This is a genomic window from Streptomyces roseofulvus (genome assembly GCF_039534915.1).
Taxonomy (GTDB): domain Bacteria; phylum Actinomycetota; class Actinomycetes; order Streptomycetales; family Streptomycetaceae; genus Streptomyces; species Streptomyces roseofulvus.
Genome location: NZ_BAAAWE010000001.1, coordinates 2,596,713 through 2,620,160 on the forward strand (window position 1 = coordinate 2,596,713; position 23,448 = coordinate 2,620,160).

At 72.6% G+C, this 23,448-nt stretch carries 25 protein-coding genes, 1 tRNA gene and 1 pseudogene; 13 read left to right on the forward strand and 14 right to left on the reverse strand.

Features of this window, described 5'->3' with window-relative positions:
- Positions 1–16 precede the first annotated feature (16 nt).
- Positions 17–814: a hypothetical protein gene (locus ABFY03_RS12000; protein WP_346169877.1), complete on the reverse strand. Its 798-nt coding sequence runs from the start codon at positions 812–814 to the stop codon at positions 17–19.
- Positions 815–883: 69 nt separating this feature from the next.
- A complete protein-coding gene (locus ABFY03_RS12005; RefSeq protein ID WP_319013721.1) occupies positions 884–2,965 on the reverse strand; it encodes an MDR family MFS transporter in 2,082 nt (693 codons plus the stop codon).
- Between the two features lie 148 nt (positions 2,966–3,113).
- On the opposite strand from ABFY03_RS12005, the gene ABFY03_RS12010 reads away from it, so the two are divergent.
- From ABFY03_RS12010 to ABFY03_RS12030, 5 genes are all read left to right on the forward strand, one after another.
- Positions 3,114–4,340: a peptidoglycan-binding domain-containing protein gene (locus tag ABFY03_RS12010; RefSeq protein WP_346169878.1), complete on the forward strand. Its 1,227-nt coding sequence runs from the start codon at positions 3,114–3,116 to the stop codon at positions 4,338–4,340.
- A gap of 171 nt (positions 4,341–4,511) precedes the next feature.
- Positions 4,512–5,180 carry an HAD-IA family hydrolase gene (locus tag ABFY03_RS12015; protein ID WP_319013723.1) on the forward strand — a complete coding sequence of 223 codons (669 nt, stop codon included), beginning with the start codon at positions 4,512–4,514 and terminating at the stop codon, positions 5,178–5,180.
- Positions 5,181–5,809: 629 nt separating this feature from the next.
- On the forward strand, positions 5,810–6,460 hold the full coding sequence (locus ABFY03_RS12020) for an HNH endonuclease family protein (protein ID WP_346169879.1): 651 nt from the start codon (positions 5,810–5,812) through the stop codon (positions 6,458–6,460).
- 254 nt (positions 6,461–6,714) lie between these two features.
- The gene (locus ABFY03_RS12025) at positions 6,715–7,185 is read left to right on the forward strand and encodes a DoxX family protein (RefSeq protein WP_386723565.1); all 471 of its coding nucleotides are present in this window, start codon (positions 6,715–6,717) and stop codon (positions 7,183–7,185) included.
- Between the two features lie 585 nt (positions 7,186–7,770).
- A complete protein-coding gene (locus tag ABFY03_RS12030) occupies positions 7,771–8,403 on the forward strand; it encodes a DedA family protein (RefSeq protein WP_346172240.1) in 633 nt (210 codons plus the stop codon).
- Between the two features lie 28 nt (positions 8,404–8,431).
- Here the strand turns inward: ABFY03_RS12030 and ABFY03_RS12035 are convergent, their stop codons facing one another.
- Together ABFY03_RS12035 and ABFY03_RS12040 are read right to left on the reverse strand one after the other, a co-directional pair.
- Positions 8,432–8,656 carry a DUF2277 domain-containing protein gene (locus tag ABFY03_RS12035; protein WP_319013725.1) on the reverse strand — a complete coding sequence of 75 codons (225 nt, stop codon included), beginning with the start codon at positions 8,654–8,656 and terminating at the stop codon, positions 8,432–8,434.
- Positions 8,657–8,749: 93 nt separating this feature from the next.
- Entirely contained in the window at positions 8,750–8,971 is a 222-nt protein-coding gene (locus ABFY03_RS12040; RefSeq protein WP_319013726.1) for a hypothetical protein, read from the reverse strand.
- A 189-nt stretch (positions 8,972–9,160) separates the two neighbouring features.
- On the opposite strand from ABFY03_RS12040, the gene ABFY03_RS12045 reads away from it, so the two are divergent.
- Positions 9,161–9,919 (forward strand): GntR family transcriptional regulator, encoded by a 759-nt coding sequence (locus tag ABFY03_RS12045; protein WP_319013727.1) that lies wholly within the window; start codon positions 9,161–9,163, stop codon positions 9,917–9,919.
- Between the two features lies 1 nt (position 9,920).
- Here ABFY03_RS12045 and ABFY03_RS12050 read toward each other — a convergent pair whose 3' ends face one another.
- Positions 9,921–10,445: a DUF4231 domain-containing protein gene (locus ABFY03_RS12050; RefSeq protein ID WP_346169880.1), complete on the reverse strand. Its 525-nt coding sequence runs from the start codon at positions 10,443–10,445 to the stop codon at positions 9,921–9,923.
- A gap of 157 nt (positions 10,446–10,602) precedes the next feature.
- Here ABFY03_RS12050 and ABFY03_RS12055 point away from each other — a divergent pair, with 157 nt between their 5' ends.
- Positions 10,603–10,869: a DUF6959 family protein gene (locus ABFY03_RS12055; RefSeq protein ID WP_319013729.1), complete on the forward strand. Its 267-nt coding sequence runs from the start codon at positions 10,603–10,605 to the stop codon at positions 10,867–10,869.
- 31 nt (positions 10,870–10,900) lie between these two features.
- On the opposite strand, the gene ABFY03_RS12060 is transcribed toward ABFY03_RS12055, so the two are convergent.
- A complete protein-coding gene (locus tag ABFY03_RS12060; protein ID WP_346169881.1) occupies positions 10,901–11,071 on the reverse strand; it encodes a hypothetical protein in 171 nt (56 codons plus the stop codon).
- Between the two features lie 271 nt (positions 11,072–11,342).
- On the reverse strand, positions 11,343–12,404 hold the full coding sequence (locus ABFY03_RS12065) for an HNH endonuclease (RefSeq protein ID WP_346169882.1): 1,062 nt from the start codon (positions 12,402–12,404) through the stop codon (positions 11,343–11,345).
- A gap of 296 nt (positions 12,405–12,700) precedes the next feature.
- Between ABFY03_RS12065 and ABFY03_RS12070 the strand changes: the two genes are divergently transcribed.
- Positions 12,701–13,195, forward strand: coding sequence for a hypothetical protein (locus ABFY03_RS12070; protein WP_346169883.1), 495 nt, complete (start codon positions 12,701–12,703; stop codon positions 13,193–13,195).
- Positions 13,196–13,319: 124 nt separating this feature from the next.
- Here ABFY03_RS12070 and ABFY03_RS12075 read toward each other — a convergent pair whose 3' ends face one another.
- Positions 13,320–13,610: an Imm32 family immunity protein gene (locus ABFY03_RS12075; RefSeq protein ID WP_346169884.1), complete on the reverse strand. Its 291-nt coding sequence runs from the start codon at positions 13,608–13,610 to the stop codon at positions 13,320–13,322.
- A 42-nt stretch (positions 13,611–13,652) separates the two neighbouring features.
- On the opposite strand from ABFY03_RS12075, the gene ABFY03_RS12080 reads away from it, so the two are divergent.
- Positions 13,653–13,835 (forward strand): hypothetical protein, encoded by a 183-nt coding sequence (locus tag ABFY03_RS12080; RefSeq protein WP_386723566.1) that lies wholly within the window; start codon positions 13,653–13,655, stop codon positions 13,833–13,835.
- A 249-nt stretch (positions 13,836–14,084) separates the two neighbouring features.
- Here ABFY03_RS12080 and ABFY03_RS12085 read toward each other — a convergent pair whose 3' ends face one another.
- Positions 14,085–14,504, reverse strand: coding sequence for a DUF6578 domain-containing protein (locus ABFY03_RS12085; protein WP_346169885.1), 420 nt, complete (start codon positions 14,502–14,504; stop codon positions 14,085–14,087).
- 211 nt (positions 14,505–14,715) lie between these two features.
- Between ABFY03_RS12085 and ABFY03_RS12090 the strand changes: the two are divergent.
- Positions 14,716–14,991 (forward strand): annotated as a pseudogene (locus tag ABFY03_RS12090) (tyrosine-type recombinase/integrase); the annotation flags it as partial.
- A gap of 101 nt (positions 14,992–15,092) precedes the next feature.
- On the opposite strand, the gene ABFY03_RS12095 reads toward ABFY03_RS12090, so the two are convergent.
- Positions 15,093–15,167: transfer RNA gene (locus ABFY03_RS12095), tRNA-Val, on the reverse strand.
- Positions 15,168–15,373: 206 nt separating this feature from the next.
- Here ABFY03_RS12095 and ABFY03_RS12100 point away from each other — a divergent pair.
- Positions 15,374–16,687: a coiled-coil domain-containing protein gene (locus ABFY03_RS12100; RefSeq protein ID WP_386723567.1), complete on the forward strand. Its 1,314-nt coding sequence runs from the start codon at positions 15,374–15,376 to the stop codon at positions 16,685–16,687.
- An 86-nt stretch (positions 16,688–16,773) separates the two neighbouring features.
- Positions 16,774–16,989: an FmdB family zinc ribbon protein gene (locus tag ABFY03_RS12105; RefSeq protein ID WP_319014027.1), complete on the forward strand. Its 216-nt coding sequence runs from the start codon at positions 16,774–16,776 to the stop codon at positions 16,987–16,989.
- A gap of 10 nt (positions 16,990–16,999) precedes the next feature.
- On the opposite strand, the gene ABFY03_RS12110 is transcribed toward ABFY03_RS12105, so the two are convergent.
- Genes ABFY03_RS12110 through ABFY03_RS12120 form a run of 3 tightly spaced genes read right to left on the reverse strand, consistent with a single transcriptional unit; the run spans position 17,000 to position 21,522 of the window.
- Positions 17,000–17,821 (reverse strand): HAD family hydrolase, encoded by an 822-nt coding sequence (locus tag ABFY03_RS12110; RefSeq protein ID WP_319014026.1) that lies wholly within the window; start codon positions 17,819–17,821, stop codon positions 17,000–17,002.
- Entirely contained in the window at positions 17,818–20,331 is a 2,514-nt protein-coding gene (locus ABFY03_RS12115) for a phosphoribosyltransferase (RefSeq protein WP_346169887.1), read from the reverse strand. Before ABFY03_RS12115 ends, ABFY03_RS12110 begins: the two co-directional genes overlap by 4 nt.
- An 18-nt stretch (positions 20,332–20,349) precedes the next feature.
- Entirely contained in the window at positions 20,350–21,522 is a 1,173-nt protein-coding gene (locus ABFY03_RS12120) for an HpcH/HpaI aldolase/citrate lyase family protein (RefSeq protein ID WP_346169888.1), read from the reverse strand.
- 222 nt (positions 21,523–21,744) lie between these two features.
- Between ABFY03_RS12120 and ABFY03_RS12125 the strand changes: the two genes are divergently transcribed.
- Positions 21,745–22,641, forward strand: a complete 897-nt coding sequence (locus tag ABFY03_RS12125; RefSeq protein WP_319014023.1) for a TerD family protein — start codon at positions 21,745–21,747, stop codon at positions 22,639–22,641.
- A 47-nt stretch (positions 22,642–22,688) separates the two neighbouring features.
- Here ABFY03_RS12125 and ABFY03_RS12130 read toward each other — a convergent pair whose 3' ends face one another.
- A complete protein-coding gene (locus tag ABFY03_RS12130) occupies positions 22,689–23,426 on the reverse strand; it encodes a TerD family protein (RefSeq protein WP_319014022.1) in 738 nt (245 codons plus the stop codon).
- Positions 23,427–23,448 lie beyond the last annotated feature (22 nt).

Consider the following 23,448-nt stretch of genomic DNA (forward strand, 5'->3'; position numbering starts at 1 on the left):
GCTCCGGCCCTCCGGGTCAGCTGTTCCAGACGACGACGTCGAAGGTGGCGTTGGTCTCGCTGCCGAGGCCGTCGAGCTTCTTGACGGTCAGCCGGACGAGCCGGCCGTCGCCGGTGCGGCCGCAGACGGCCAGACCGGTCTTCAGCCGGATGTCGTTCGAGGTGCCGAGGGTCTCGACGACGCCCGCGCAGTCGGCGTGCGTCGGAGCCTTCGGCCCCTCCCAGACGAGGGCCTTGGCGTTGTTGTCGGGCCGCAGCATGTGGTCGCCGAACGGGTAGACGGCGAAGTCGTTGTCGCGGCCGCTCTCGGACTCCACGGGCGGCGCGGCGTCGAAATCCTTGTCGTCCGTGTACGAGATGACCAGCGGCCCCTGCCACCGGACCGTGCCGGGCGCGGGCCCGCTCGGGGAGGCCTCCGCCGTCGTCTCCTCGGCGGCGGGCGCGGCGGTGTCCCCGGTCGCGTCCGTGTCCGGGGTGGCCGGTGAGGGCGGTGTGTCCGTGGTCGGCTTGTCGTCCGCCGCCGGGGTGGGCCCCGCCGAGGTCGTCACGGGCGCCGGGGCGGCCTGCCGGTCGTCGTCGTCCTGGTTCACCAGGAACGTGCCGACGACGCCGATCACGGCGGCCACCAGGGTCGCCGCCGCGCCGATCCAGGCGCCCCGGTTCGTGTGTGTCCGGCCCGGCGGGACGCTCGGCGGCGGGGCCGTCGGCGGTTGCGGAGCACCGTAGGCCCCGTACGCCGGCCCCGCCTGCGGCGGTCCCTGTGGCGGCCCCTGTGGCGGCGGCGGCCAGCCCTGGCCCGGCTCGTGGCTGCTCATCCTGTCCATCCCCCTGTGACTGGAGTCGATCTTCGGCAGGACAGCGTACCGATCACCCCTGAGCCCCCGTCAGGCCCGGTGGTCCCGGGGCGGTTCCGGGGCGCGGGGGTGCTCCGCGTCGGAGCCGCAGAGTTCCGCGTTGAGCTCCGTGACCAGCTGTACGAGGTCGGTGGGGCGGTCGGGGCCCCACCAGTCGCCGAGGAGCGCGGCGAGGGACTCCTCGCGGGCCTCGGCGAGGCGGGCGGCGGTCGCGGCACCGGTGTCGGTGAGGACCAGCCGGAGCCCCTCGCGCCGGGCGAGCCGCCGCTCCTCGACCTCCCGGGCCGCGTCGGTGATCACCCGGAGCGGTACGGGGACGGTCTCGGCGAGCCGGGCGGGTTCGACGCCGCCGTGGCGGCGGATGCGCAGCAGCAGCCAGCTGGAGGCGGGGGCCAGGTCGAGCCCCGCGCGGGCGGTGATCCTCTCGTAGATCTCCTTGCGGCCCTCGCGGGAGCCGAGCACGGACAGGGCGCGGGCGGCCTCCTCGTACGAGGTGCGCTCGACCGGGTTGGAGGCGAGGGTCTGGCTGGTGTCCGGCGCGGTGACGGAGGCGCGGAGCGGGTCCTCCCGGAGGAACCAGGCGACGACGAAGGCGACGAGGACGACCGGCGCCGCGTACAGGAAGACGTCCGTGATGGAGGTGGCGTACGCGTGCAGCACCTCGGGGCGCAGCTCGGGCGGGAGCCGGTCGACGGCGCGCGGGTCGGCGGCGACCTGGCCGGCCCCGGTGCCCGGCGGGAGCGGCGTGCCGGCGTCGGCGGCGCGGGCGAAGACGTCCTCCAGCTTGTGGGTGAGCCGGTTGGTGAAGATCGTGCCGAAGACGGCGACGCCGAAGGAGGCGCCGATGGAGCGGAAGAAGGTCGCGCCGGAGGTGGCGACGCCCAGGTCCTCGTATCCGACGGCGTTCTGCACGACGAGGACGAGCACCTGCATGACCAGGCCGAGTCCGGCGCCGAAGACGAAGAAGTACAGGCTCATCTGCCAGGTGGGCGTCGTCTCGGTCAGCTCGTTGAGGAGCAGCAGGCCGAGTGCGGTGACGGCGGTGCCGGCGATCGGGAAGACCTTCCAGCGGCCGGTCCGCGACACGATCTGGCCGGAGGCGGTGGAGGTGAGCAGCATGCCGACGACCATCGGCAGCATGTGCACGCCGGACATGGTGGGGCTGACGCCTTGGACGACCTGGAGGAAGGTCGGCAGGTAGGTCATCGCGCCGAACATGGCGAAGCCGATGACGAAGCTGATGACCGAGACGAGGGTGAAGGTGCGGATCCGGAAGAGTTTGAGCGGCAGGACGGGTTCGGCGGCCCGCCGCTCGACGGCCACGAAGCAGACGAGCAGGACGGCGCCGAGCAGCGCGAGCCCGATGATCTGCGGCGACCCCCACGCCCAGGTGGTGCCGCCGAGGGAGGCGACGAGGACCAGGCAGGTGGCGACGGAGGCGATGAGGAAGGTGCCGAGGTAGTCGATGGTGTGGCGGGTGGCGCGGACCGGGATGTGCAGGACGGCGGCGATGACGAAGAGGGCGACGACGCCGATGGGGAGGTTGATGTAGAAGACCCAGCGCCAGGAGAGCTGTTCGGTGAAGAACCCGCCGAGCAGGGGGCCGAGGACGCTGGTGGCGCCGAAGACGGCACCGAAGAGCCCCTGGTACCTGCCGCGTTCCCGGGGTGGCACGAGGTCCCCGACGATCGCCATCGACAGCACCATGAGCCCGCCGCCGCCGAGGCCCTGGACCGCCCGGAAGGCGATGAGCTGGGGCATGTTCTGGGCGATGCCGCAGAGGGCGGAGCCGATGAGGAAGAGGACGATGGCTCCCTGGAAGAGCTTCTTCCGCCCGTACTGGTCGCCCAGCTTGCCCCACAGCGGCGTCGCGGCCGTGGAGGCGAGCATGTAGGCGGTGACCACCCAGGAGAGGTGCTCCATGCCGCCGAGCTCGCTGACGATGGTGGGGAGGGCGGTGGAGACGATCGTCTGGTCGAGGGCGGCGAGCAGCATGCCGAGGAGCAGTGCGCCGATCGCGACGAGCACGGTACGACGGCTCTGCCCCTCGCCCGGCGCCGGGACGGGCTCCGGCTCCCCGCCGGGTCGCGGCGGGCTGGTCTCCTGGGCCATGGGCGTCTCCCTGCGCGTCTCTGCCGAGCGTGTTCTCCATCCTGAGGCGAATGTCCGGATATGGCCTGCGGAGGGGTACGTGTGTTCACCCGGCGGCAGGGGCTGGCCTGCATAATCACCCCCAGTTGTATCGGGGAGGGGACAGATCATGACCGGACAGGCATGTCCTGAATGCGGTGGCCGGAGACCGGGCTGCGCCTGCGCCCGCGCGGAGAGGGCGGCGGCCGAGGACTTCGACCCGCTCCGCATCAGGCCGTACGTGACGCTCGACGCGCAGGAGGGGGCCGCGGCGGAGGGCGGGACGCCGGGCCGGCCGGGGAGCGCGGCAGGGGAGGCGGCGGCGGACGAGGCGGGCGATCCGCCGACGGCCCAGCTGATGGCGATACGGCCCCCGTACGGCGCCGCCCCGTCTCATGACGCGTCCGGGGCGGGTGGTCCTGTCCCGTACGGCCACGACGGCCACGACGCCCACGCCCCGGGTCCGACCGGTGAGACCTTGAGTGGTCAGGGCTTCGGCGGTCAGAGTTTCGAAGGCCAGGGCTTCGGCGGTCAGAGTCTCGACGGTCAGGGCTTCGACGGTCCGGGTTGGGACGGCCACGACTCCCACGCCCCGGACGGCTTCGCGCCGTACGGCTCCGAGGGCGGGGCCCACGAGACGATGCCGCTGCTGCTGGGCGGGGTCGGGGCCGGCGACGCGGCGGCCGGGACGCGGCGCGGACGGTCGCGCGGACGGCGCGGCGGGCTGGTCGCGGGCATCGCGGCGGCGGCCGTGGTCGGCACGGCCGCGCTGGCCGCGGCGGTGCTCGGCGGCGAGGAGCCCGAGGACCGTGCGACGGTGCCCGAGGTGACCACGAGCGCGTCCCTGAACATCGCCGTCTCGGAGGAGCCGTCCCCGTCCTCCGCGACCCCGACGCCGACCCGCACCCCGTCGCGGACGCCGTCCCCGGACACGCCCTCCCCGAGCGCGGCGCCCTCGACGGCCTCCCCGTCCGCGTCGGCGGAGCCGACGGCACGGCCGACGGCGACCGCCGCGCCGACCGCGACCGGCGGCACGACCCCGTCCCGCCCGGCGACGTCGGCGCCCGCGCCGCCGGTGGCCCCGACGACCGCCTCCGCGACGCCCTCGACGACGGACGCGCCCGAGGGCGCGACGCTGAGCCTCGGGGACACGGGCCCGGAGGTGGAGGAGCTCCAGACGCGCCTGCGGCTGCTGTGGGTCTACCTGGAGGAGGCCGACGGGGTGTTCGACGAGGGGCTGCAGGCGGCGCTGATCCAGTACCAGGGCCGGTTCTGGCAGCTGGAGGACCCGGAGGGCGTGTACGGCCCGGACACGCGGCGCAAGCTGGAGCAGCAGACCAAGAATCTCTACCGCTGACGGCGGGAGCGTGAGCGGGGCGCCGGGGGCGGGTGCGGCCCGGGGGGCGGGGGCGGGTGGCGAAGACCGCCCCCGGTTTTGTATCGTGAAAAAACAAAGTGGCCCCGCCCGTACTCCCTGACCGGCGGGCGGGACCGCTTCGTTCTCCGCACCACCCCCCTGGAGACCCCCATGGCCGCCACCCCGGCAACGCTCACCGCCCGCGCTCTCCTGCTCGACATGGACGGCACCCTGGTCAACTCGGACGCCGTCGTGGAGCGCTGCTGGCGCCGCTGGGCGGACCGCCAGGGGCTGGACTCCGACGAGGTGCTGAAGGTGGTGCACGGCCGCCAGGGCTACGCGACGATGGCGATCCTCCTCCCGGACCGCCCGATGGCCGAGAACCACGCCGACAACGCGGTGATGCTGGCCGAGGAGACCGCGGACCTCGACGGCGTCGTGCCGGTGCCCGGCGCCCCCGCCTTCATGGACGCGATCGCCGGCCTCCCGCACGCCCTGGTGACCTCGGCGGACGAGCCCCTCGCCCAGGCCCGGATGGGCGCGGCGGGCCTGCGGATGCCGGCGACCCGGGTGACCGCCGAGCAGGTCGGCGCGAGCAAGCCGGACCCGGAGGGCTTCCTCAAGGGCGCCGCCGAGCTGGGCGTCGACCCGGCCGAGTGCGTGGCCTTCGAGGACTCCGAGGCCGGCATCCAGGCCGCGAAGGCGGCCGGCATGCGCGTCGTCGGCGTGGGCCCCCGCGCGGCGGCCTTCGCCCCCGACCTCCACGTCCAGGACCTGACCGCCCTCCAGCTCTCCACCACCCCGGCCGGCACGATCACCCTGACGACCACGCGGGGCTGACGACCCCGGGGGGCACGCGGCCACGACGGCCGGCGGCGGTACGGACTCCACGCGTGCGGGGGGCCGGGTCCGGCCGCCCCCCCCCAACACCCACCGCCGCCGCGCGGGCCCACGGGCGCCCCCACCCACGCGCACCGGGCGGCCAAGACCCATACCGGCCATGCCTGGGTCGGCACAGCGACCACCCACGCCCCACACCCCCCGCCAGGGCCGGACTCAGAGCCGGTACGACACCCCACCCGCCCCGCGGCCGCGCGGCGCACCCGCGCCCCCGCCGCCCTGACGCGCGGGCGGATCCGGAACGCCCGGCCGCCGTGCGGCGCCCCTCACGACGCCGCCCCCGCCCTCGGAGTCGTACCGAAGCACTCGGCACGGGCCACGGCGCCGGCCGCGCCGCTCCACCGGCCCGCGCCACCCACCGCTCCCCGCGCGAACGCGTCTCCCCCCGGCGGAATCCGACGCTCCGTCAGGACACGTCACACCCCTTGATGTGACGTGTCCATGTCGCCACTCTGTTACCTGGCGCATCCCCCAGCGAAACCTGGCGCCGCCACGATGACCGGGCGCCGCCCGGTACCGCACGGGGCCGGCCGAATCGCCAAGGTCCCACCGAATCAAGGGAGTCCCCCATGCCCGTCGGCAAGGTCTACGCGCGTCGAGCCGCCGTGCTCGCCTCCACCGCCGCCCTCGCCCTCACCGGCCTCGTCACCACCGCGCCCTCCGCGCAGGCCGCGATGCCGACCCCGGTCAGCGCCGCCACCGCCCGCACCTACCTCGCCGCCCTGACGGTCAAGGCGGAAGGTTCCCTCACCGGCTACAGCCGGGACCTCTTCCCGCACTGGATCACCCAGTCCGGCACCTGCAACACCCGCGAGACCGTCCTCAAGCGGGACGGCTCGAACGTCGTCACCGACTCCAGCTGCGCCTCCGTCAGCGGCAGTTGGTACTCGCCGTACGACGGCGCCACCTGGACCGTCGCCTCCGACCTCGACATCGACCACGTCGTCGCGCTCGCCGAGGCGTGGCGCTCCGGCGCCAACTCCTGGACCACCAGCCAGCGCCAGGCATTCGCCAACGATCTCACCCGCCCGCAGCTCATAGCCGTCACCGACAACGTGAACCAGGCCAAGAGCGACCTCGACCCGGCCGAGTGGCTGCCCCCGCGCACCGCGTACCACTGCACCTACGCCCGCGCCTGGGTCCACACGAAGTACCACTACAACCTCAGCGTCGACGCGGCGGAGAAGAGCGCGCTCCAGTCCGTCCTCAACGGCTGCTGACACCAACCCCCCTGACACACCGTGAGAACGATGTCCGCGTTCCACCCGGAAACGGCGTGAAATCGACGCGCCTGTGGTCCAGACCTGAGCCACCCTGGTCCGAACCAGAGCGGCCCTCCCCACAGGCGCGCCTTCTCCTTATGAGATGTTGAACTTGCAAGTACTACTCAGGGAAGCCTAACCTGGCGGCCGTTCGGTACCAGTCCCCCACGCCCGTCCCTCCCGGGACGGGCCGGCCGAAGGAGCCCCCCACCATGAGCACCCTGAACCAGCGCCTGCATCAGGCGCAGCCGTACGCGCTCGGCCTGTTCCGGATCGTCGTCGGCCTGCTCTTCGCCTGCCACGGCGCCGCCTCGCTCTTCGGCGTCCTCGGCGGCGCGATGGGCGGCGGCACCGTCCCCGCCGGCACCTGGCCCGGCTGGTACGCGGCGGTGATCCAGCTCGTCTGCGGCGCCCTCGTCCTCGTCGGCCTCGGCACCCGCGCCGCGGCCTTCATAGCCTCGGGCTCGATGGCGTACGCGTACTTCTGGGCCCACCAGCCGGAGGCGCTCTTCCCGCTCCAGAACGGCGGCGAGACCGCGGCCCTCTTCTGCTGGGCCTTCGCCCTCCTGATCTTCACGGGCCCGGGCGGCCTCGCGCTCGACGCCCTCTTCGGCCGCAGGGACCCGCAGGGCAACCGAAAGGCACAGGACGCCGAGCAGCAGGGCACGCCGGTCGCCGCCTGACACCACCAAGGGATCCGGGGCCGCTCCACCCCCGGATCCCGGCCCGCTCCCGATCCGGAACCGAGCCCGGGCCGTGGCCCTGTGGACCTGGCCCTGGCCCGCTGTAGCCGGGACCCACAACCGTCGAGGTCCGGATCCGGGCCGGCTCCAGCCCGGACCACCACCGCTCCCATCCGGGTCCGGGCCGGCTCCGGCCCGACCCCTCAACCTCTCCCCGGCCCGGCCCCTCACCCCCTCTCCACCCGGATCCGGTCCCGCTCAGCCGGGGACCCTGAACCGCTCCCCATCCGGATCCAGGCCCCTCTCCCCCTCCCCCGCCCCCCTTCCTCGCCCGCTTCCCCTCCTCGCCCGCTTCCCTTCCTCGCCCGCTTCCCCTCCTCGGCCGCTTCCCCTCCTCGGCCGCCCCCTCCCCCGCTCCCCTCTCTCCGCTCTCTCTCGCCCCGGATCCCCTCCGCTCTCCGCCCGCACGCCGCCCCACCCCCGCACCCGTCCCCACCCCCGCGCCCCCGTCCCCACCCCGGGCCCCCACCGAGACCCACCCGGTGGGGGCCCCGGCATCGCCGCGTAGGCTCTGCCCCTGTGAATCTGCTCGACAGCATGGGCTCGCTGAGGTCGCTGACCGCGGGCCCGTGGATCTATCCGGTGGTGGCGACGTCGATCCTGCTCGACGTCTTTCTGCCCGTGCTGCCGAGCGGCTTCCTCGTGATCTCCGCCGCCACGGCCGCCTCCGCATCCCTCGGCGCGGCCACGGCCCCGGCGGACGTCCCCTCCCTCCTCCCGCTGCTCCTGACCGCGGCGGCGGCCTCGATGCTCGGCGACTTCCTCGCGTACCGGCTGGCGCTCCGCGGCGGCCGGCGTCTGGACCGGGCGATAGCCCGCTCCCGCCGCCTCACCGTGGCGCGGGAACGTCTCGGCACCGCCCTGGCCCGCGGCGGCGGCCTGATCGTGGTCCTGGCCCGGTTCGCCCCGGCGGGCCGCTCGGTGGTCTCCCTGGGGGCGGGCGCGGCACGGCGGCGCCCGGAGGAGTTCCTGCCCTGGTCGGCCCTGGCGGCGGTGACCTGGGCCTCGTACAGCGTGGGGCTGGGCTGGCTCGGCGGGGCGTGGCTGGGCGCGACCTGGTTCAGCGCGGGGGTCTCGACCCTGGCGCTGCTGCTGGCGGGCGGCCTGGCCGGCTATCTCATACGGCGTCCGGGTGCGGCTCCGGCGGCGGCGTCCTGACCGAACCGGCCGGGGCCCGGCAGACCGCCTAGTGCTGGTGCGACGCCCCTCTCACCTCCAGGGTGTCGAGAAGCCGGGCGGTGGCGTCGGCGATCTCGTCGACGGCCCGGTCGAAGACCTCCCGGTTGTGCGCGGCGGGCGCGCGGAAGCCGGAGACCTTGCGGACGTACTGGAGCGCGGCGGCGCGGATGTCGTCCTGGGTCGCCTCATGGGGCAGAACGGGCGGGCGGAGTGTCTTGATGCTGCGGCACATGCCTCCAGTGTGACCCGCACCACTGACAACGCGGGAACGGCACAGCTCCCCCCGCCCTCACACCCCCTCCCCTCCCCCTCCTCCGCCTCCTACTCAGTTCAGCCCACGCCGGCTGCGCGCGTTGATCTCGGCGGCGCGGGCGCGGAGCTCGCGCAGGGGGGTGGCGAGCTGGACGTCGCCGGGCTCGGCCTCCCACTCGGCCCCACCGTGAACGGCGCGGATGAGGAAGCGCCCGGAGGCGCTCCGTACGAAGAATCCGACCCGCCCCGTGGCGGTGTCGCGGACGAGGTCGCCGACCTCGGGCACTGGCTGCACGCAACCCTCCGTCCCGTTCCTCATGCTGCATGGGGAGGTCCAGGGAAACGCGGAGACCCCGCCCTGTCAACGTATCTCTAGAGATGTCCCCCGATGGATGGATCACGAGGGCGGGACGGCGCACACCTGTGCACCCTGGCCGCGGGGAGCCCCTTAGGGTGTCCCGCAGACGAAGGGAGTGGTCCACCCGTGACTGACCAGGAGGGCACCCGTCGGCCCAAGTACCAGCGCATCGCCGATGAGTTGAGGACGGCGATCCAGTCCGGCGACTTCGCGCCGGGCGACCGGCTCCCCGGCGAGAACGACCTCATGTCCACCTACGAGGTGGCCCGGATGACCGCCCGCCAGGCGCTCGCGGTGCTCCGCGGGGAGGGCCTCACGGAGGCCCGGAAGGGCGCCGGCGTCTTCGTCCGCGCCTTCCGTCCGCTGCGCCGCCGCGGCGTCCCTCGCCTGGCGGGCGAGGGCTGGGGCGGCGGACGTTCGGTCTGGGCGGCGGAGATCGAGGACCGGGCGCTGGTGGTGGACCAGGTGACGGTGGCGGAGGAGGAGGCGGGTCCCCGGATCGCGCAGGCCCTGAACCTGGCACCGCACGACACCGTGTGTGTCCGCAGCCGCCGCTTCGTCCTGGACGACCGGCCGGTGCTGCTCTCGGTCTCGTACCTCGCCGCCGACCTGGTCCGCGGCACCGCGATCACCCGGCCGGACACCGGCCCGGGAGGCACGTACGCCCGCCTCGCCGAGCTGGGGCACCGTCCGGTGCGCTTCCGCGAGGAGCTGCGCTGCCGGATGCCGACGGCCGACGAGACCGGCCGCCTGACCCTCCCGCCGGGGACCCCGGTGGTCCTCATCGGCCGCACGGCCTTCACGGAGCCGGGCAGACCGGTCGAACTCAACGAGATGACCCTGGACGCGTCGTCCTACATCCTGGAGTACGACTTCGACGCGTGACTCACCCCTGCCGGGGCGCGGGCACCCCGACCTCCTGGACCCCGGCCTCCTGAACCGCGGCCGGCTTCGCCTGCCCGCCACCGCCCTGGAGATCGGCACTGACCTGCCCACCGAGGGTCATCACGTTCAGGGTGGCGGCGTTCTCGTTGGCGATGGCCTTCTCGACCCGGGCGACGAGCAGACCGAACGCCTCCCGCTTCGACAACTCCCGGTACGGCCCGACCCGCGTCTCGAAGTAGATCCGCTCGTGCCCGAGCAGCTGCTCGGTGGACCGGTAGTTCTTCCACTGCTCCCGGTACCGGTAGACGCTCTCCAGCGACACCGCAGCGACGACGACCACGCTCAGCACGGTCGCGGTCACCCGCGCGAACCCGGCGTCCAGGTTCACGAACACCGGCACGAGCGCCCCGCCGACGACGGAAACGGTCCGCATCCGCAGATGCATCGCCTTCATCCGCGTCGCCTTGACGTCGTACCACTCCTGATACTGCGCCAGCCGCCCCTCGACATACCGCTGCGCCGTCATGTCCCCCGCAGCAACCCCGACTTCAGGCGCATCCCCCACCTCAACCATCCCCGCAGTACACCGACCCCCCACCCCCCACGTCAACTCACCGACGACGTCACCTACCTTGACCCCGACGAACGGAACACCGCAGCCCCACACCGAGACGGAGGCCCCGATGGAACGAGTGGAAGCCGAACTCCTCACCGACGCCGGCAACGACGCCGTGGTCCGCCTCCCGGGCCGCGCCTTCCCCGGCATCCTGATCCAGGGGGACACACTCAGCGTCCTCCGCGACGACGTCGCCGAACTGGTCGCCCTGTGCGCGGCCGGCGACCTGGAGGAGGCGACCTACGTGGCCGGCCTCCTCCAGTCAGACCTGACCGCGAAACTCCAGCGCTACACGGCAGCCCTAGAGGCGCACGGAATCCGCACCCCCTTCTAACCGGCAACTTGCGGGCACGAGAACAGCGGGGCTACCCGCCGAGATCCTCGGCGAGGTCAATGAAGAGCGATACGCCGAAAACGGCGACGGCTACGAGCCCGGCCACCAACAGGGTCACGATCAACGCGAGCGCCATGGTGATCCGCGTGCGCCTCACAGCCGACCTGTATCCGCTGTCGTCGTCCCAGTCCAGATCACGCATACCGACCCCCTTGGCAGGCACCGTACAAGAAGTCTGGGAAACCCCAGCAGCCTGCCGACGCGCTCACCAGCACGGCATCACCGGTTCCGACCGTGCTCGTGGCTCCGCCTGCGGCAGAAGATGCAGTCAAAGGCCCCTCGCCGTCATCGGCGAGAGGTCTTTGGGACACCTCGCGCAACTGCGGCTGAGACTCCGGCAGCCCTGGTGTTGAACGTCGTCCCCGGCCGCGAACCTGCGTCTGGGGGGCCGTTGATGCAACAGCGCATGCTGATCACGGCTGCGGCATCTGCGTGTCAGCCGTCCTGCGGGGCTGTGCGATGGTCCTCGCAGCACCCCTATCAGCCGCATGCCTTTGCTCGATGGAAGCCCGCAGCTCATCAGGGGTCGGCCATGGCGCACGCCGGTGGATCATGCGATGACAGTTGGCGCATATGAGAGCGAGATCGCTGAGCTTGGTCCGTCCCTCGCCAGCTTCATGCAACGGCACGACGTGATGGCACTCGATGTACCCCGCACCACGGTCGCCGTAGACCTGCTCGAAGTCGAACCCACACGCCTCGCACGCCAGTCGCCCACCGCGCTGAATCACAGAAGCGATCTTCTTCTTCCGCAGACTCTTGTTCCGCTCACGGGCCTGGTGCCGACGCATGAGAAGCCGTCCCTCAGGAGCGCTGTAGTCACCGAACTCCTCTTCCTCGGTCGGCGCGAGGCTCTGCAGCTCGCCGGTCACGATGCCCTGCCGAATGAGTCGCGCAGCCTCGGTCATCTCTCCGGGCCGGGCAAGGAACTCCAGCAGCACCGCGACGTCGAGGGCACCGCCGTTCGTGGGCTTGCCCTGGTATTCCGGATGCCGCGTGGCGATGTCGGACGTCTTGCGCGCCACTCCGTTCGGGTTGCGGAACTTCTCGTTGCGCTCCGCCTCGGCGTGGAGGGGAAGCAGCTGGAGCAGGCCGGACAGCTCAACCACCCTGGCATCCTGAGCATCCAGCCCCTTCCAGCCGTTCTCCATCACGAGCTGACAGGCAAGGATGATCTCGTCTCGGGCCCAGTCAGGATTCTTGATGGCCTTGACTTCGAAACCTGCCCGCTTCAGCCACGCCGCGGCATGCTCCTTGCCTCCGCTGAACTCATCAGGCCTGAGGGCTCGCCCCTGATCCCACTGATGCGCCACGCCCGCTATAGCTTTGGAGTCGTACTCCCGCCCGTCGTGCAGCACAACGTACGAGCGAGCCTCGCCAAAGCCGTACTTTGCCAGGAATGCATCCCGCCCCAACTCGTCGTACTCCGCCATGGCCTTGAGTACGGCTTCCCGTGTGATCGCTCCTCTGTGCATGGCCGCAGCGTACGGCCCGCTTCTGACGGCCACCTGCAACCCCACGCAACCCGATGCGTCACACGTGCGCCGAGCCATGCGCCGTATGCCCACTTGCGCGGCTCGCACGCAGCCTGCACGGTTTCGTTGAATGCTGCTCGGCACTTGGGTGCCACAAGGGGGAAGGGCGGTAGGCCGTGGCAACCGTGACAGGGTGGGCCGAGAAGACCTTCGGCGGCGCCGCAGGGCGCTTGGCCGAGTTAATCCCCGCCAGCTTGGTTCGAGCCCACACCCGGGCCCGTAGCGGACACGAGGGCGTGCAGACCCAGACCCTGGAGGCATACGGGCACGGCTTGTACGCCGCGCAGTACGAGGAACTGGAAGTGGGCCTAACCTCACTTCCTACGGCCACGCCCGTCCGCTTACAAGGACGAACGCTCATGATCCTCGGCGATCACGTGATCTATCCGCTCCGCTATGCGAAGAAAGACGTGCCCGTCACGGCGGCACGACTGCGACGCGCTACGGGCCTCCGAGCCGACCTGATACGCCGACACGGCCCCGAGCCCATGCAGCAGGCCTTTGACCTGGGCCTCGACGAGCCGGACGCGCCAGAGCCCCATCCCGACCTCGCGCTGTTGCCAGAGGACGTCAAGCTCGTACTCGTCGCCTATGCCTGCTCCATGACTCAAGGCGTCATGCGCATCGAATGGGGTTCCGCCGAACTGCGTCGCGAGGACCGTTACCTCGTCTGGCACCACCACGAGCCACTTCACCTACCGCCACGGCGAGCAACACCCCCTCTTGCCTGATCCCCCAAGCGACCCAGTAGGCCCTGCCTCCTGACCAGTACCTTCCCTGAACCTTCCTCGCACGGCCCACGATCGACCCAGCCATGACCGCCGGCAAACCGCGCGTCAACCCAGCCCCTCCTGCTTACTCCTCGTCGCTGCGCTCCAACACCAGACCCACGGACCCCTCCTCAAGTCCGTTGCTGTCTTCGAGGTGCAGATGGGCCCCATCGGGCACGCCATCCCCGGCCAGCACCAGCAGGTGGCCCGCCAGCGTCCTGAGGCCGGCCGCGTTCGCCTCGATCACAACCTCACCCCCGAGGCCACGTACCTCGATGCGCGCGCCCTCATCCCATGCAAAGACCAGCCCAGCACCGTCCGCCACGACTGTGACGTGGGTGTTCTCCGTCGGGGCACTGCGGTGCTCAGAGTTCATGCCAGCATCATGACGCTGGGCTCACACGGCTGCGAAGGCGCTGTGCCACTCCTCACTGCCGCCAACGTCCCGCCCCGCGTCGCGGTGAAGATCCTCGGCCACAGCCAGATCGCCGCGGCGACGAACGCGGACAGCCACGTCGTCCAGGACACGCAGCGAGAGGCTGTGAGCCACGGATCAGCTGCTCAGGAGCCGTCCCCGGTCGTGGTCGACCGTCCCCGTTGATATCAGATGTGGATGTCAAAGGCCCCGGACCATGATCGGTCCGGGGCCTTCGTGCTGGTGGGCGCGGACGGTTTCGAACCGCCGACATCTGCTTTGTAAGCCTGGCGCCCGCAGCTGACCCGTCATCGCAGTTCACCCCCTCTATGCGCTACAACGGCTGTCACCAGCTGTGAACGCCGTAGCGATCCTCCAGTAACCGCGGTTGACCGCTCGTTCTGGCACACATCTGGCACGCGTCCGCCGACTCCTTCATCGGCCCCGAGCAGCCGCGCCTTCCGGCAGATCGGTAACCCGCCGGGCGGTCACCAGGTAGCCCGCAAAGCTCACGTCCGGCCTGGCCTTCGCCCACCCATCCGCCTTCTCCACCGGTACCAGTACGGTCGTGCCCGGAACGGGGCAGTTCACCTTGTCCGTGGCACCCGGCGGTACCCCGTAACGGCAGTGCACCTCGACGATCGACACCACCTCCACCGAGGTGGGCGCGCGTCCCCCGTCCTGGCCGTGATGCTCTTCGCAGAAGTCGATCTCATCCGCGTGTTCGACACCTACGATGTCGACGTAATCCTCCGGATCGACCTCCAGCAGCGTCCACGAGACAACGTCCCCCGGCTTGAAGTTCTCTCCACAGCACTGCATCTGCCAGTCATCGACCCAGATCGTCAACGTCATGACGCCATTGTCTGCTGCCCCACGGCCCTTCGTCATCGACGGTGGGCCTCAGCGAACCAGCTGGGGGATGGGGCAGCGTTCCAGCGGTTCGCCCTGGCGGTCGACCCAGTGCCACCAGAGAACTCGGTCCGGGCAACGCCACAGGGAACGACAGACGCGCTCCTCGTCCTCCTCGCGCAGGCAGAGGACGTATCCCTTCCACTCCATGGGTCGGTCGCACTTCCGCCGGCTGTGGCTGCGGGCCCTGAAGGACACCGGCCTCCGCGACGTCCACTTCCACGATCTGCGCCACACCGGGAACACCCTCGCCGCCACCGGAGGCGCCACGACGCGGGAGCTGATGCAGCGGATGGGGCACTCGTCGGTGCGGGCCGCGCTGATCTATCAGTACCTGGTGAACGGACGCGACCACGCCATCGCCGCCCACGTCGACGAGCAGATCAAGAAGGTCCGGCCGGACGGGCCCGGCGACGCATCTGGCACGTAACTGGCACGACGCCTCTCCCCCGCCTCCCCGTCCCGGGGAACGAACAAGGCCCAGGCTCCCGGTTCAGTACCGGTGACCTGGGCCTTCGTCGTGCTACCTGCTGGTGGGCGCGGACGGTTTCGAACCGCCGACATCTGCTTTGTAAGAGCAGCGCTCTACCCCTGAGCTACGCACCCTTGGGAGAAGGCAACAGCGTACACGGAGGGGATGGGCGGATCGCAAACGCGTATCGGAGGGGGTGGGGTGCGAACTGATCAGGTCGTGTGTTCGTCCTCAGGGGGTGGGAGAATGGGCGTCCGGACGGCCGGGCACTTCGGAGACAGCGCGGGAGTGGGACGTGGCGAGCGATGTGAGGGGTGGGGCGGCGTCCAGGGGCGGGTCTGTGGTGGGGCTCGCGCTGGTGCTGCCGGTGCTCGTCGGGGCGCTGTTGCCGCAGTCGTTCGCCGGTGGGGGCGGACGGCGGTGGTTCGGTGGGGGGCGCCAGGAGGGGCAGCGGGTGGAGGCGCAGGCCGCGAAGGATGCCGCCGCCGCCGCGTTCTACGAGCTGGACACCGCCCAGCGCGGGTTGCGGATCACCATAGAGACGATCACCGCCGTCGACGGGTCCCCCGAGGCCGTGCGGGCCGTCGAGCGGTTCGAGGCGCTGGGGCGGCGGATCGACGAGGTGTCGCACGCGTACATCTCCGCGGTCGACGCCCATGACCTCGATCGCGACGAGCTCGACGCCGGCACCGCCCAGCGGGCCCGGCAGGAGCTCGTGCGCGCGCGGGAGGAGCTGGAGCGGGTCAAGGGGGAGCTCGACGGGTTCGAGAGCGGGCTGGCGCCGCTGCTCGGGCGGGCGGAGACCCAGCTGGCGCGGCTCGCGCCCGCCGTGGAGCGGGCCCGGCAGGCGCTGCGCGCGGCGAGCGAGGCGCTCGATTCGGTACGGGGGACGGGGCTGCGGGCGGACGACCTGGCCGCGCGGCTCGCGGCGCTCGGGCCCGAGCTGACCCGGCTCAACGAGGGGGCGGGACGGCACGGGGTCGCCGAGACGCTGGAGCGCGCCGACCGGGTGCTGCGGGACGCCGAGGGGGTGCGGGCCGAGGCCGAGCGGCTGCCGGAGCGGGCCGCGGAGATCGACAAGCGGCTGGTGTCGCTGCGGACCCGGGCGGAGGCGCTGACGACCCGCGCCGAGGCCGTCGAGCCGGTCCTGTCCGAGCTGCGGCGGCGGTACTCCGCCGCCTGCTGGCAGGACCTCCAGCACGTGCCGGAGCAGGCCGCCGGGGCCGTACGGCAGGCCGAGGAGCGGCTCGCGGAGGCCGCCGCCGCCCGGGCCGAGCAGCGGTGGCCGGACGCGACCGCGCTGCTGTCGACCGTGCGCGCGCTGCTCGACACGACCGGGGAGGCCGTGTCCGCGGCCGGTGACCGGCTGCGGCGGCTGGACGCGGTCGCCAAGGACCCGAAGGCCGAGACGGACCGGGCCAGGTTCGCCGTACGGGACGCGCAGCGGCTCGCCATGGAGGGCCGCACCCGGCCCGACCCGCGGCACGCCCGGCCCCTCGACGAGGCCGTCGCGCGGATCGGGCGGGCCGTGGACGGGCTCGAAGGGCGCCACCCCGACTACTGGCACTTCCTGATGGAGCTGGAGGCCGTACGGGCCGAGGCCGCCCGCGTCGTCGCCGCCATCCGTGAGGAGCGCGGCGCGGGGGCCCACTAGGCGCTTCTTTCGGATCAGGCCGGTGTCGTGGACTACGCGCCCGTCGGCCCGCTGACCACGGTGCCAGGGCCCATTAGCCTGGTCCCATGCCTCGTTACGAATACCGCTGCCGCACCTGTGGTGACACCTTCGAGCTGAGCCGGCCCATGGCCGAGTCCTCGGCGCCCGCCTCCTGTCCCGCCGGGCACGACGACACCGTGAAGCTGCTGTCGGCCGTGGCCGTCGGCGGGACGGCCACGGGTGGGCCCGCGGCCCCCGCCGGCGGCGGTGGCGGCTGCTGCGGCGGGGGATGCTGCGGCTGACGCCGGAGGGTCAGGACAGCGCCGCCGCCCTGAAGCGGCGGAGGATCTCCTCGCCCGCCGCGACGCCCCGCTCCGCGAGGACGTCGAGGTGGGGGGCGGTCCAGTCGGTGTCGGCGAGTTCGCCGTGGCCCGGGCGCCAGGCCCGGTCCGCGGCGAGCAGCAGGTCGGCGTCGAGGAGCGAGTCGCCGGCGGCGAGGGTGAGCGCGGCGCCGGTGCGCCGGGCGACCTCGCGGACGGCGGCGCTCTTCGTCAGCGGCTTGGGCACCGCGTACACCTTGCGGCCCTGGAGCGAGACGGTCCAGCCGCGGTCGCCCGCCCAGGCGCCGAAGCGGTCCAGCCAGTCCTCCGGGAGGCGCTCCCGCTCGACGACCAGATAGGCGAAGAGGTCCTCGGCGACGCGGTGCTTGCGCACCCACGAGAGGTCCGTGGTCGCGGTGAGGTAGGCGCGGATCTCGGAGAGCGGTGCGCACTCGTCGGCGAGCCGGCGGACGACGGAGGCGTGCCAGTCGGCGTCGGTGACGCCGTCGACGAGGATGTGCCCGCCGTTGGCGCAGATCGCGTACTTCGGTGTGCTGCCCGGGAGTTGGATGCGCTGGTACTGCTTGCGCGTCCGGGTGGTGGTGGGCACGAAGACGGTCTCGGCGGTGAGTCGCGCGAGGAGTTCGGCGGCCTCCTCCGTCATGTACGAGAGCGGCTTGGACTCGTGGACCTCGACGCACAGCAGCCGGGGCGCCTGGGCGTCGGGCATGCCGAGGGCGAGGGCCGCGGTCGAGTAGATGAGGGTGCGGTCGAGGTCGCTGGCCACCAGGGTGGCGGTCGAGGGCGCGCTCATCGGGACACCACCGCCTTGCCGTCGGCGCCTGTCGCACCCCTGGTGTACTGGGGGTGGATCAGGCCGACGCAGGTGTAGGGGAGGTCGTCGACCTCCTCCACCGGGACGCCTCGCTGTTCGGCGAGGAGGCGGACGTGGGCGAGGTCGGCGCCGGCGCCGCGCTGGGCGAGGATCTTCCAGGGGACGCGCCGGAGGAGGACGCGGGTGGTCTCGCCGACGCCGGGCTTGACGAGGTTGACGTCGTGGATGCCGTACTCCTCGCTGATCCGCTCGACGGCGGCCCAGCCCTCCCAGGTGGGGGTGCGGTCGGCGGCGAGGAGGTCCTTGACGTCGGTGTCGACGGTGTCGGCGACCTCGTCGAAGCGGTCCTCGACGGCGTCGAGGAAGGCGTTCGAGACGTCGGCGCCGGCCAGGTCGCGGTAGAACTTGGCGCCGTGGAAGTCGGCCGGGCCGACCAGGTCGGAGCGGAGCACCGTGCGCGATATCAGGCCGGAGACGGTGGAGTTGAGGCAGGCGGAGGGGATGAGGAAGTCCTCGCGGGTGCCGTAGGTGCGGACGCAGGAGCCGGGGTCGGCGAGGACCGCGATATCCGGGTCGAAGGCGGCGAACTCCTCGGACTCCCGCAGGGCGGCGGCGAGTTCGCGGGTGATGGCGCCCTTGCCGGTCCAGCCGTCGACGAAGACGACGTCGGCCGGGTCGTGGTGGGCGGCGAGCCAGCGCAGGGCGTTGGCGTCGATGCCGCGGCCGCGGACGATGGAGACGGCGTAGTGGGGCAGGTCGAGGCCGTGGCGGTGGTGCGCCCAGCGGCGCATGAGGACGCCGACGGGGGTGCCGGCGCGGGCGAGGGAGACGAGGACCGGGCGGCCGGTCCGCTCGGCGAGGACGGTCTCGGTGACGGTGCCGACGGCGTGGGCGATGCGGGCGGCGGAGGTCTCCAGGGCGGCGTGGAAGAGCTCCTGGTAGCGGGCGCTGGGCTGGTACTCGACGGGCAGCGACTCGGCGTAGTGGGCGCCGCCGCGCTGGATGGCTTCCTCGCGTTCCTCGGTGGGCGCCTCCAGTTCGACGTCCGAGAGGTCCTGGAGCAGCCAGCCGACCTCCTCGGGGGCGTACGAGGAGAAGGCGGGGCCGCGGAGGGGCTCGGGCAGCATGGAGCTCCTTTCGGGAGCTTCGGATCCGATCGCTTCGGATTCGGTGGCGGCGACCGGTTCCACGGCCGCCCGCGGTTGCGGTGCGTACGAGGGGACGACCGCCAGGACGACGTGCGGGATGTGGGCGGCGAGCTGCGCGAGCAGGCCCTCGGGGGCGTGCAGCTCGGGGGTGTCGGCGGTGGAGTCGACGACGGCGACGACGGCGTCGTAGCCGCCGCCGGCCACGTTGTAGGCGTAGCGCTCGCCGGGGCCGTCGGCGGGGTCGTCGTGGGCGGGGAAGACGAGCCGGGTGCGGATGGCGTAGCCGGGGTCGTCGACGGCGAGGACGGGTGAGCGGGTGGTGGTGGAGTAGCGGACGTCGAGTCCGGCGTCCTCCAGGGCGCCGGCGAGCCGCAGCGGCGCGTACATCAGCTCCTCGAAGCCGAGGACGAGCACGCGGGGGGCCTCGCCGCCGGGGGTGTCGGCCGCGCTCACGTCCAGCGCCTCGGTGAGGGCGGCGGTCATGGCCGGCAGGACCTTCTCCAGGCGGGCGCGGTGGGCGGGGGTGAAGCCGTGCCGGCCGCCGTCGGGGAGGTCCGCGGGCCAGTCGAGGTCGACGCGTACGGGGGTGGCGACGGCGGCGTACCCGCCGCGGGAGCGCGGGGTGGGGGCGGCGCCGGGCGCGGGCTCGTGCCGGGCGACCAGTTCGCGGCCCTTCTCCAGGACGCCGGCGGGGAGGGCGACGGTGCCGGCGGCGAGGCTGAGGAGGTCGACGCGGGCGCCGATCTCCTCGGCGAAGCGGGTGAGGCGGTCGCGGTCGGCGGGGTCGCGCATGTCGACCAGGGCGACGACGACGTACCGGTCGCGGGGGTAGCGCTCGTGGAGGCCGCGGATCGTGTTGAGGACGGTGTTGCCGGTGGAGAACTCGTCGTCGACGAGGACCAGCGGTCCGTTGCCGGCCAGCAGCTCCGGGTCCTCGGGGAGGAGCAGGTGGGAGGTGGCGTGCGAGTGGGACTCCTCGAAGCCGCCGGCGGTGGCGACGCCGGCGACGGGGCGGCGGGTGGAGTGGAGGTAGGGGGCGGTGCCGAGGCCGTCGGCGACGGCGTGGCCGAGGGCGGTGGCGGTCTCGGCGTAGCCGAGGACGACGGCCCGTGCGGCCTCGTCGGCGCCGAGGAGCTCGCGGACGCGCAGGCCGAGGCCGAGGCCGGAGCCGTAGACGACGGAGGGGTGCTGCGGCACGTGCTTGCCGAGCACGCTGGAGACGAGCAGGTGGGCCCGCTTGGGGTTGCGGCGCAGGGCGAGGCCCAGGAGGGCCGTCAGCTCCTCGTCGCCGGTCAGCTCGACGCCGAGTCGCTCCGCGACCCAGGTTCCGGTCCACACCACGTCGCCGCAGTCCTTTCGTCAGCCGGCGAGGCCGGCGGTGAGCAGTTCCACGAAACCGACGTCCTCGCGGGCGACGCCGAAGACCTCGGCGCGGACGAGGGTGCGCTCGGCCCAGGCGCGGTGCGGCTTCACTTCGTTCATCTTGTTGGTGTAGGCGGAGCGGAGCACTCCGCCGCCGTCCTGTTCGGGCCGGAGGATGTCCTGGGCGTCGCTCCACTCCTCGTGGCTGACCACGGACAGGGCGTGGACGGGCAGCACGTGGGTGGGGTGGATGCAGGTCTTGCCGAGGAGGCCGTTGGCGCGGTCGAGCTCGATCTCGCGGAGCAGGCCGTCCATGTCGTGTTCGATGAGGGCGGTGCGCAGGTCCTCGGCGCGGCCCTCCAGGAAGGGGCTGCGGCGCAGCTGGGGCTTGAAGATGCGCTCGCCGGGGCGGAAGTACTCCCAGACGGGTCCGGTGATGGTGAAGCCGGTGCCGTCGGCGCGGCCGAGGACGTTGACGACGTCGGCGATGACGTGGGCGACGACCTTGACGTCGTAGGCGGTCATGTCGGGCGAGCGGCGGAGTCCGTAGGCGGAGCAGAAGTCGGTGACGCCGAGGCGGAGGGCGAGGACGCGGTCGCGGTGCTTCTCGGTGACGGCGGCGATGCCGGCGAGGGTCTCGGCCCGGGTCTCCAGGTGGAGGAGTTCGGGGGACTCCAGGACGGGCATGGCGTAGAGGCGGCGTCCGGCGGTGCGCTCGGCCTGGGTGAGGGCGTCGAGGAAGGCGCTGCCGCGGGCCTCGGTGAACTTGGGGAGTACGAATCCGGCCAGCAGGCCGACGGTGTCGCCGAGGCGGCTGACGAGGTCGGTGATCTGGCGCGGTTCGCGGACCCGGATGAAGAGGAGGGGGACGTCAGGGCCGTCGGCGCGGCCGTCGGCGAGGTCGCGGAACTGGTGGACGAGGTTGGCCTCGCCGGCCTCGACGTCGGCGTCGCTGATCGAGTCCTCCAGGCAGAGGACCATGGAGACGACGCCGCGGGCGGCCTGTTTGCGGATGTCGTCGGCGAGGCGGGGCCGGGTGGCGGGGCTGTAGAGGGTGGCGCCGAGGGCGACCGCGAGCGTGCGGGCGGGCGAGTCGGCGGTGAACTCGGCCGGCTCGCGGTGGAACAGCCCGCTCCGCACCGTGGAGGGGATGTGCCCGAAATGACGCATGTAAGTCCCCCGTCTGCTTGCCTGGGCCCTGATGACATGTGGCCGGTAATAGTACGTAGGTGCGGGTGTCCGTAGTTCCCACCCCGCATGAAATCCAGGTAACTCGTCCCCGTCGGGTGTCCTCCCCTCCCTCCGTGCCCGCCCCGATTCCGTCAGGTGTACGGCGCCGCTCCGCTTCGCCCGGTGCCCCCGCGTTGTCCCCCGGACGGGCAGGAGGGCAGGATGGCCGTCATGACGCACGCGATGCTGAAGGGCTCCAACGTCCCTCTCGACACCGCGGCCGTACGGGCCGTGCTCCGCTGGACCCCGGGCCCCGGGGTCCCCGACGTGGACGCCTCGGCCCTGGTCCTCGGGCCCGACGGGCGGGTCCGGTCGGACGAGGACTTCGTCTTCTACAACCAGCCGCGCCACCCCTCGGGGCTGGTGCGGCGGCTGCCGAAGAAGCGGGTCGCGGAGGCGCTGACGGACACGGTCGAGGCGGACCTCGGCGCGCTCGACCCGTCCATCGACCGGGTGGTGCTCGCCGCGTCCTCGGACGGCGGCACCTTCCGCTCGGTGACGGACCTGCGGATCGTCCTGTACGACGCCACGGCCGCGGACGGGCGGGAGCCGCTGGCGCTCTTCGACGTGACGGCGGAGACCGGCGAGGAGACCGCGGTCATCTGCGGCGAGCTGTACCGCCGGGGCGAGGGGTGGAAGTTCCGCGCGGTCGGGCAGGGCTATCCGACCGGCCTGGTGGGCCTGGCGACGGACTTCGGCATCTCGGTGGACGAGGAGCCCGACGGGGCGCCCGCGGGCGCCGAGACGCCCGGCGAGACGGCCGCGGGGGCGTCCGTGGACCCGCAGGCCGAGACCGCGCTCGTCGACGCCGGAGAGGCGGGTACGGGCTCCGCGCCGCACCCGGACCCGGACGCGACCGTCGTCCACACCCCCCGGCCCCCGTCGCCGCCCGTGCCGCCGATGCCCGACCGGGCGCCGGCCTACGGCTACCCGCAGGCCCCGGTGCCGGGCCCGGCGCCCGCGTACGGCTATCCGCAGCCGGTGACCGCCGGGCACGGCGCGGAGCCCGTCCAGGAGTTCCGGATGCCGCCGATGGGGCCGCAGTTCCAGCGTCCGTGACGGAGCCGGCGGCGCCGGGCGGTCCGATAAGCCGCCGGGCGTCGCGGTCATGCCTTCGACTTGTAGCCGCGGCCCCACTGCAGGCCCCAGCCGTAGAGCCGGTCCAGCTCCGCCTGGAAGCCGTAGACGAACCGCACCTCGCGCCGGACCAGCAGCTCGTCCTTGCTGTTGTCGACGGAGAAGACGGCGCAGGAGCGGGCCTGCGGGGCGCGCTCGTCGAGCTCGATCTCGATCCGGGGGCCGTTGCTGGGGTAGAGCGTGATCTTGGCGTGGGTCCGGTCGAAGGCCGGCGTCTGGTCGTAGATGTACGCGAAGAAGAGCAGCCGCTTGATCTCGTCCTTGTGGTCGAGGTTGACGAAGATCGTCTCCCCTGAGGGGGCGCCGAACCGGTCGTCGCCGCTGAGCTTCACGTACGGGGCGGCGTTGAGGTCGCCGAAGAAGCCGCCCAGCGGCTGGACGACGCCCTTGCTGCCGTCCTTGAGCTCGTAGAGGCAGCCCAGGTCGAGGTCGACGTTGACCATGCCCTGGGTGTGCGCCTGGACGACCTCGGGCTTGAAGTACTGGGCCGGGTTGCGCAGCAGCCGGCCGCTCTGCCGGGAGCGGCCCTCGATGTCGGAGGTCCGCATCCGCCAGGAGAGGTTGACGCGGAGGTTGCCGGTGGCGCCGCCCTGCTTGGCGAGCGAGACCGTGGGCCGGCGCCTGGTCAGGTCGATGGTGTGGGACGCGCCCACCCCCGTGTCGAAGGACGTCGTCCGCCCCGGAATCAGGTTGTCCCAGAAGGCCATCGGGCCCCCACCCCCCACATCG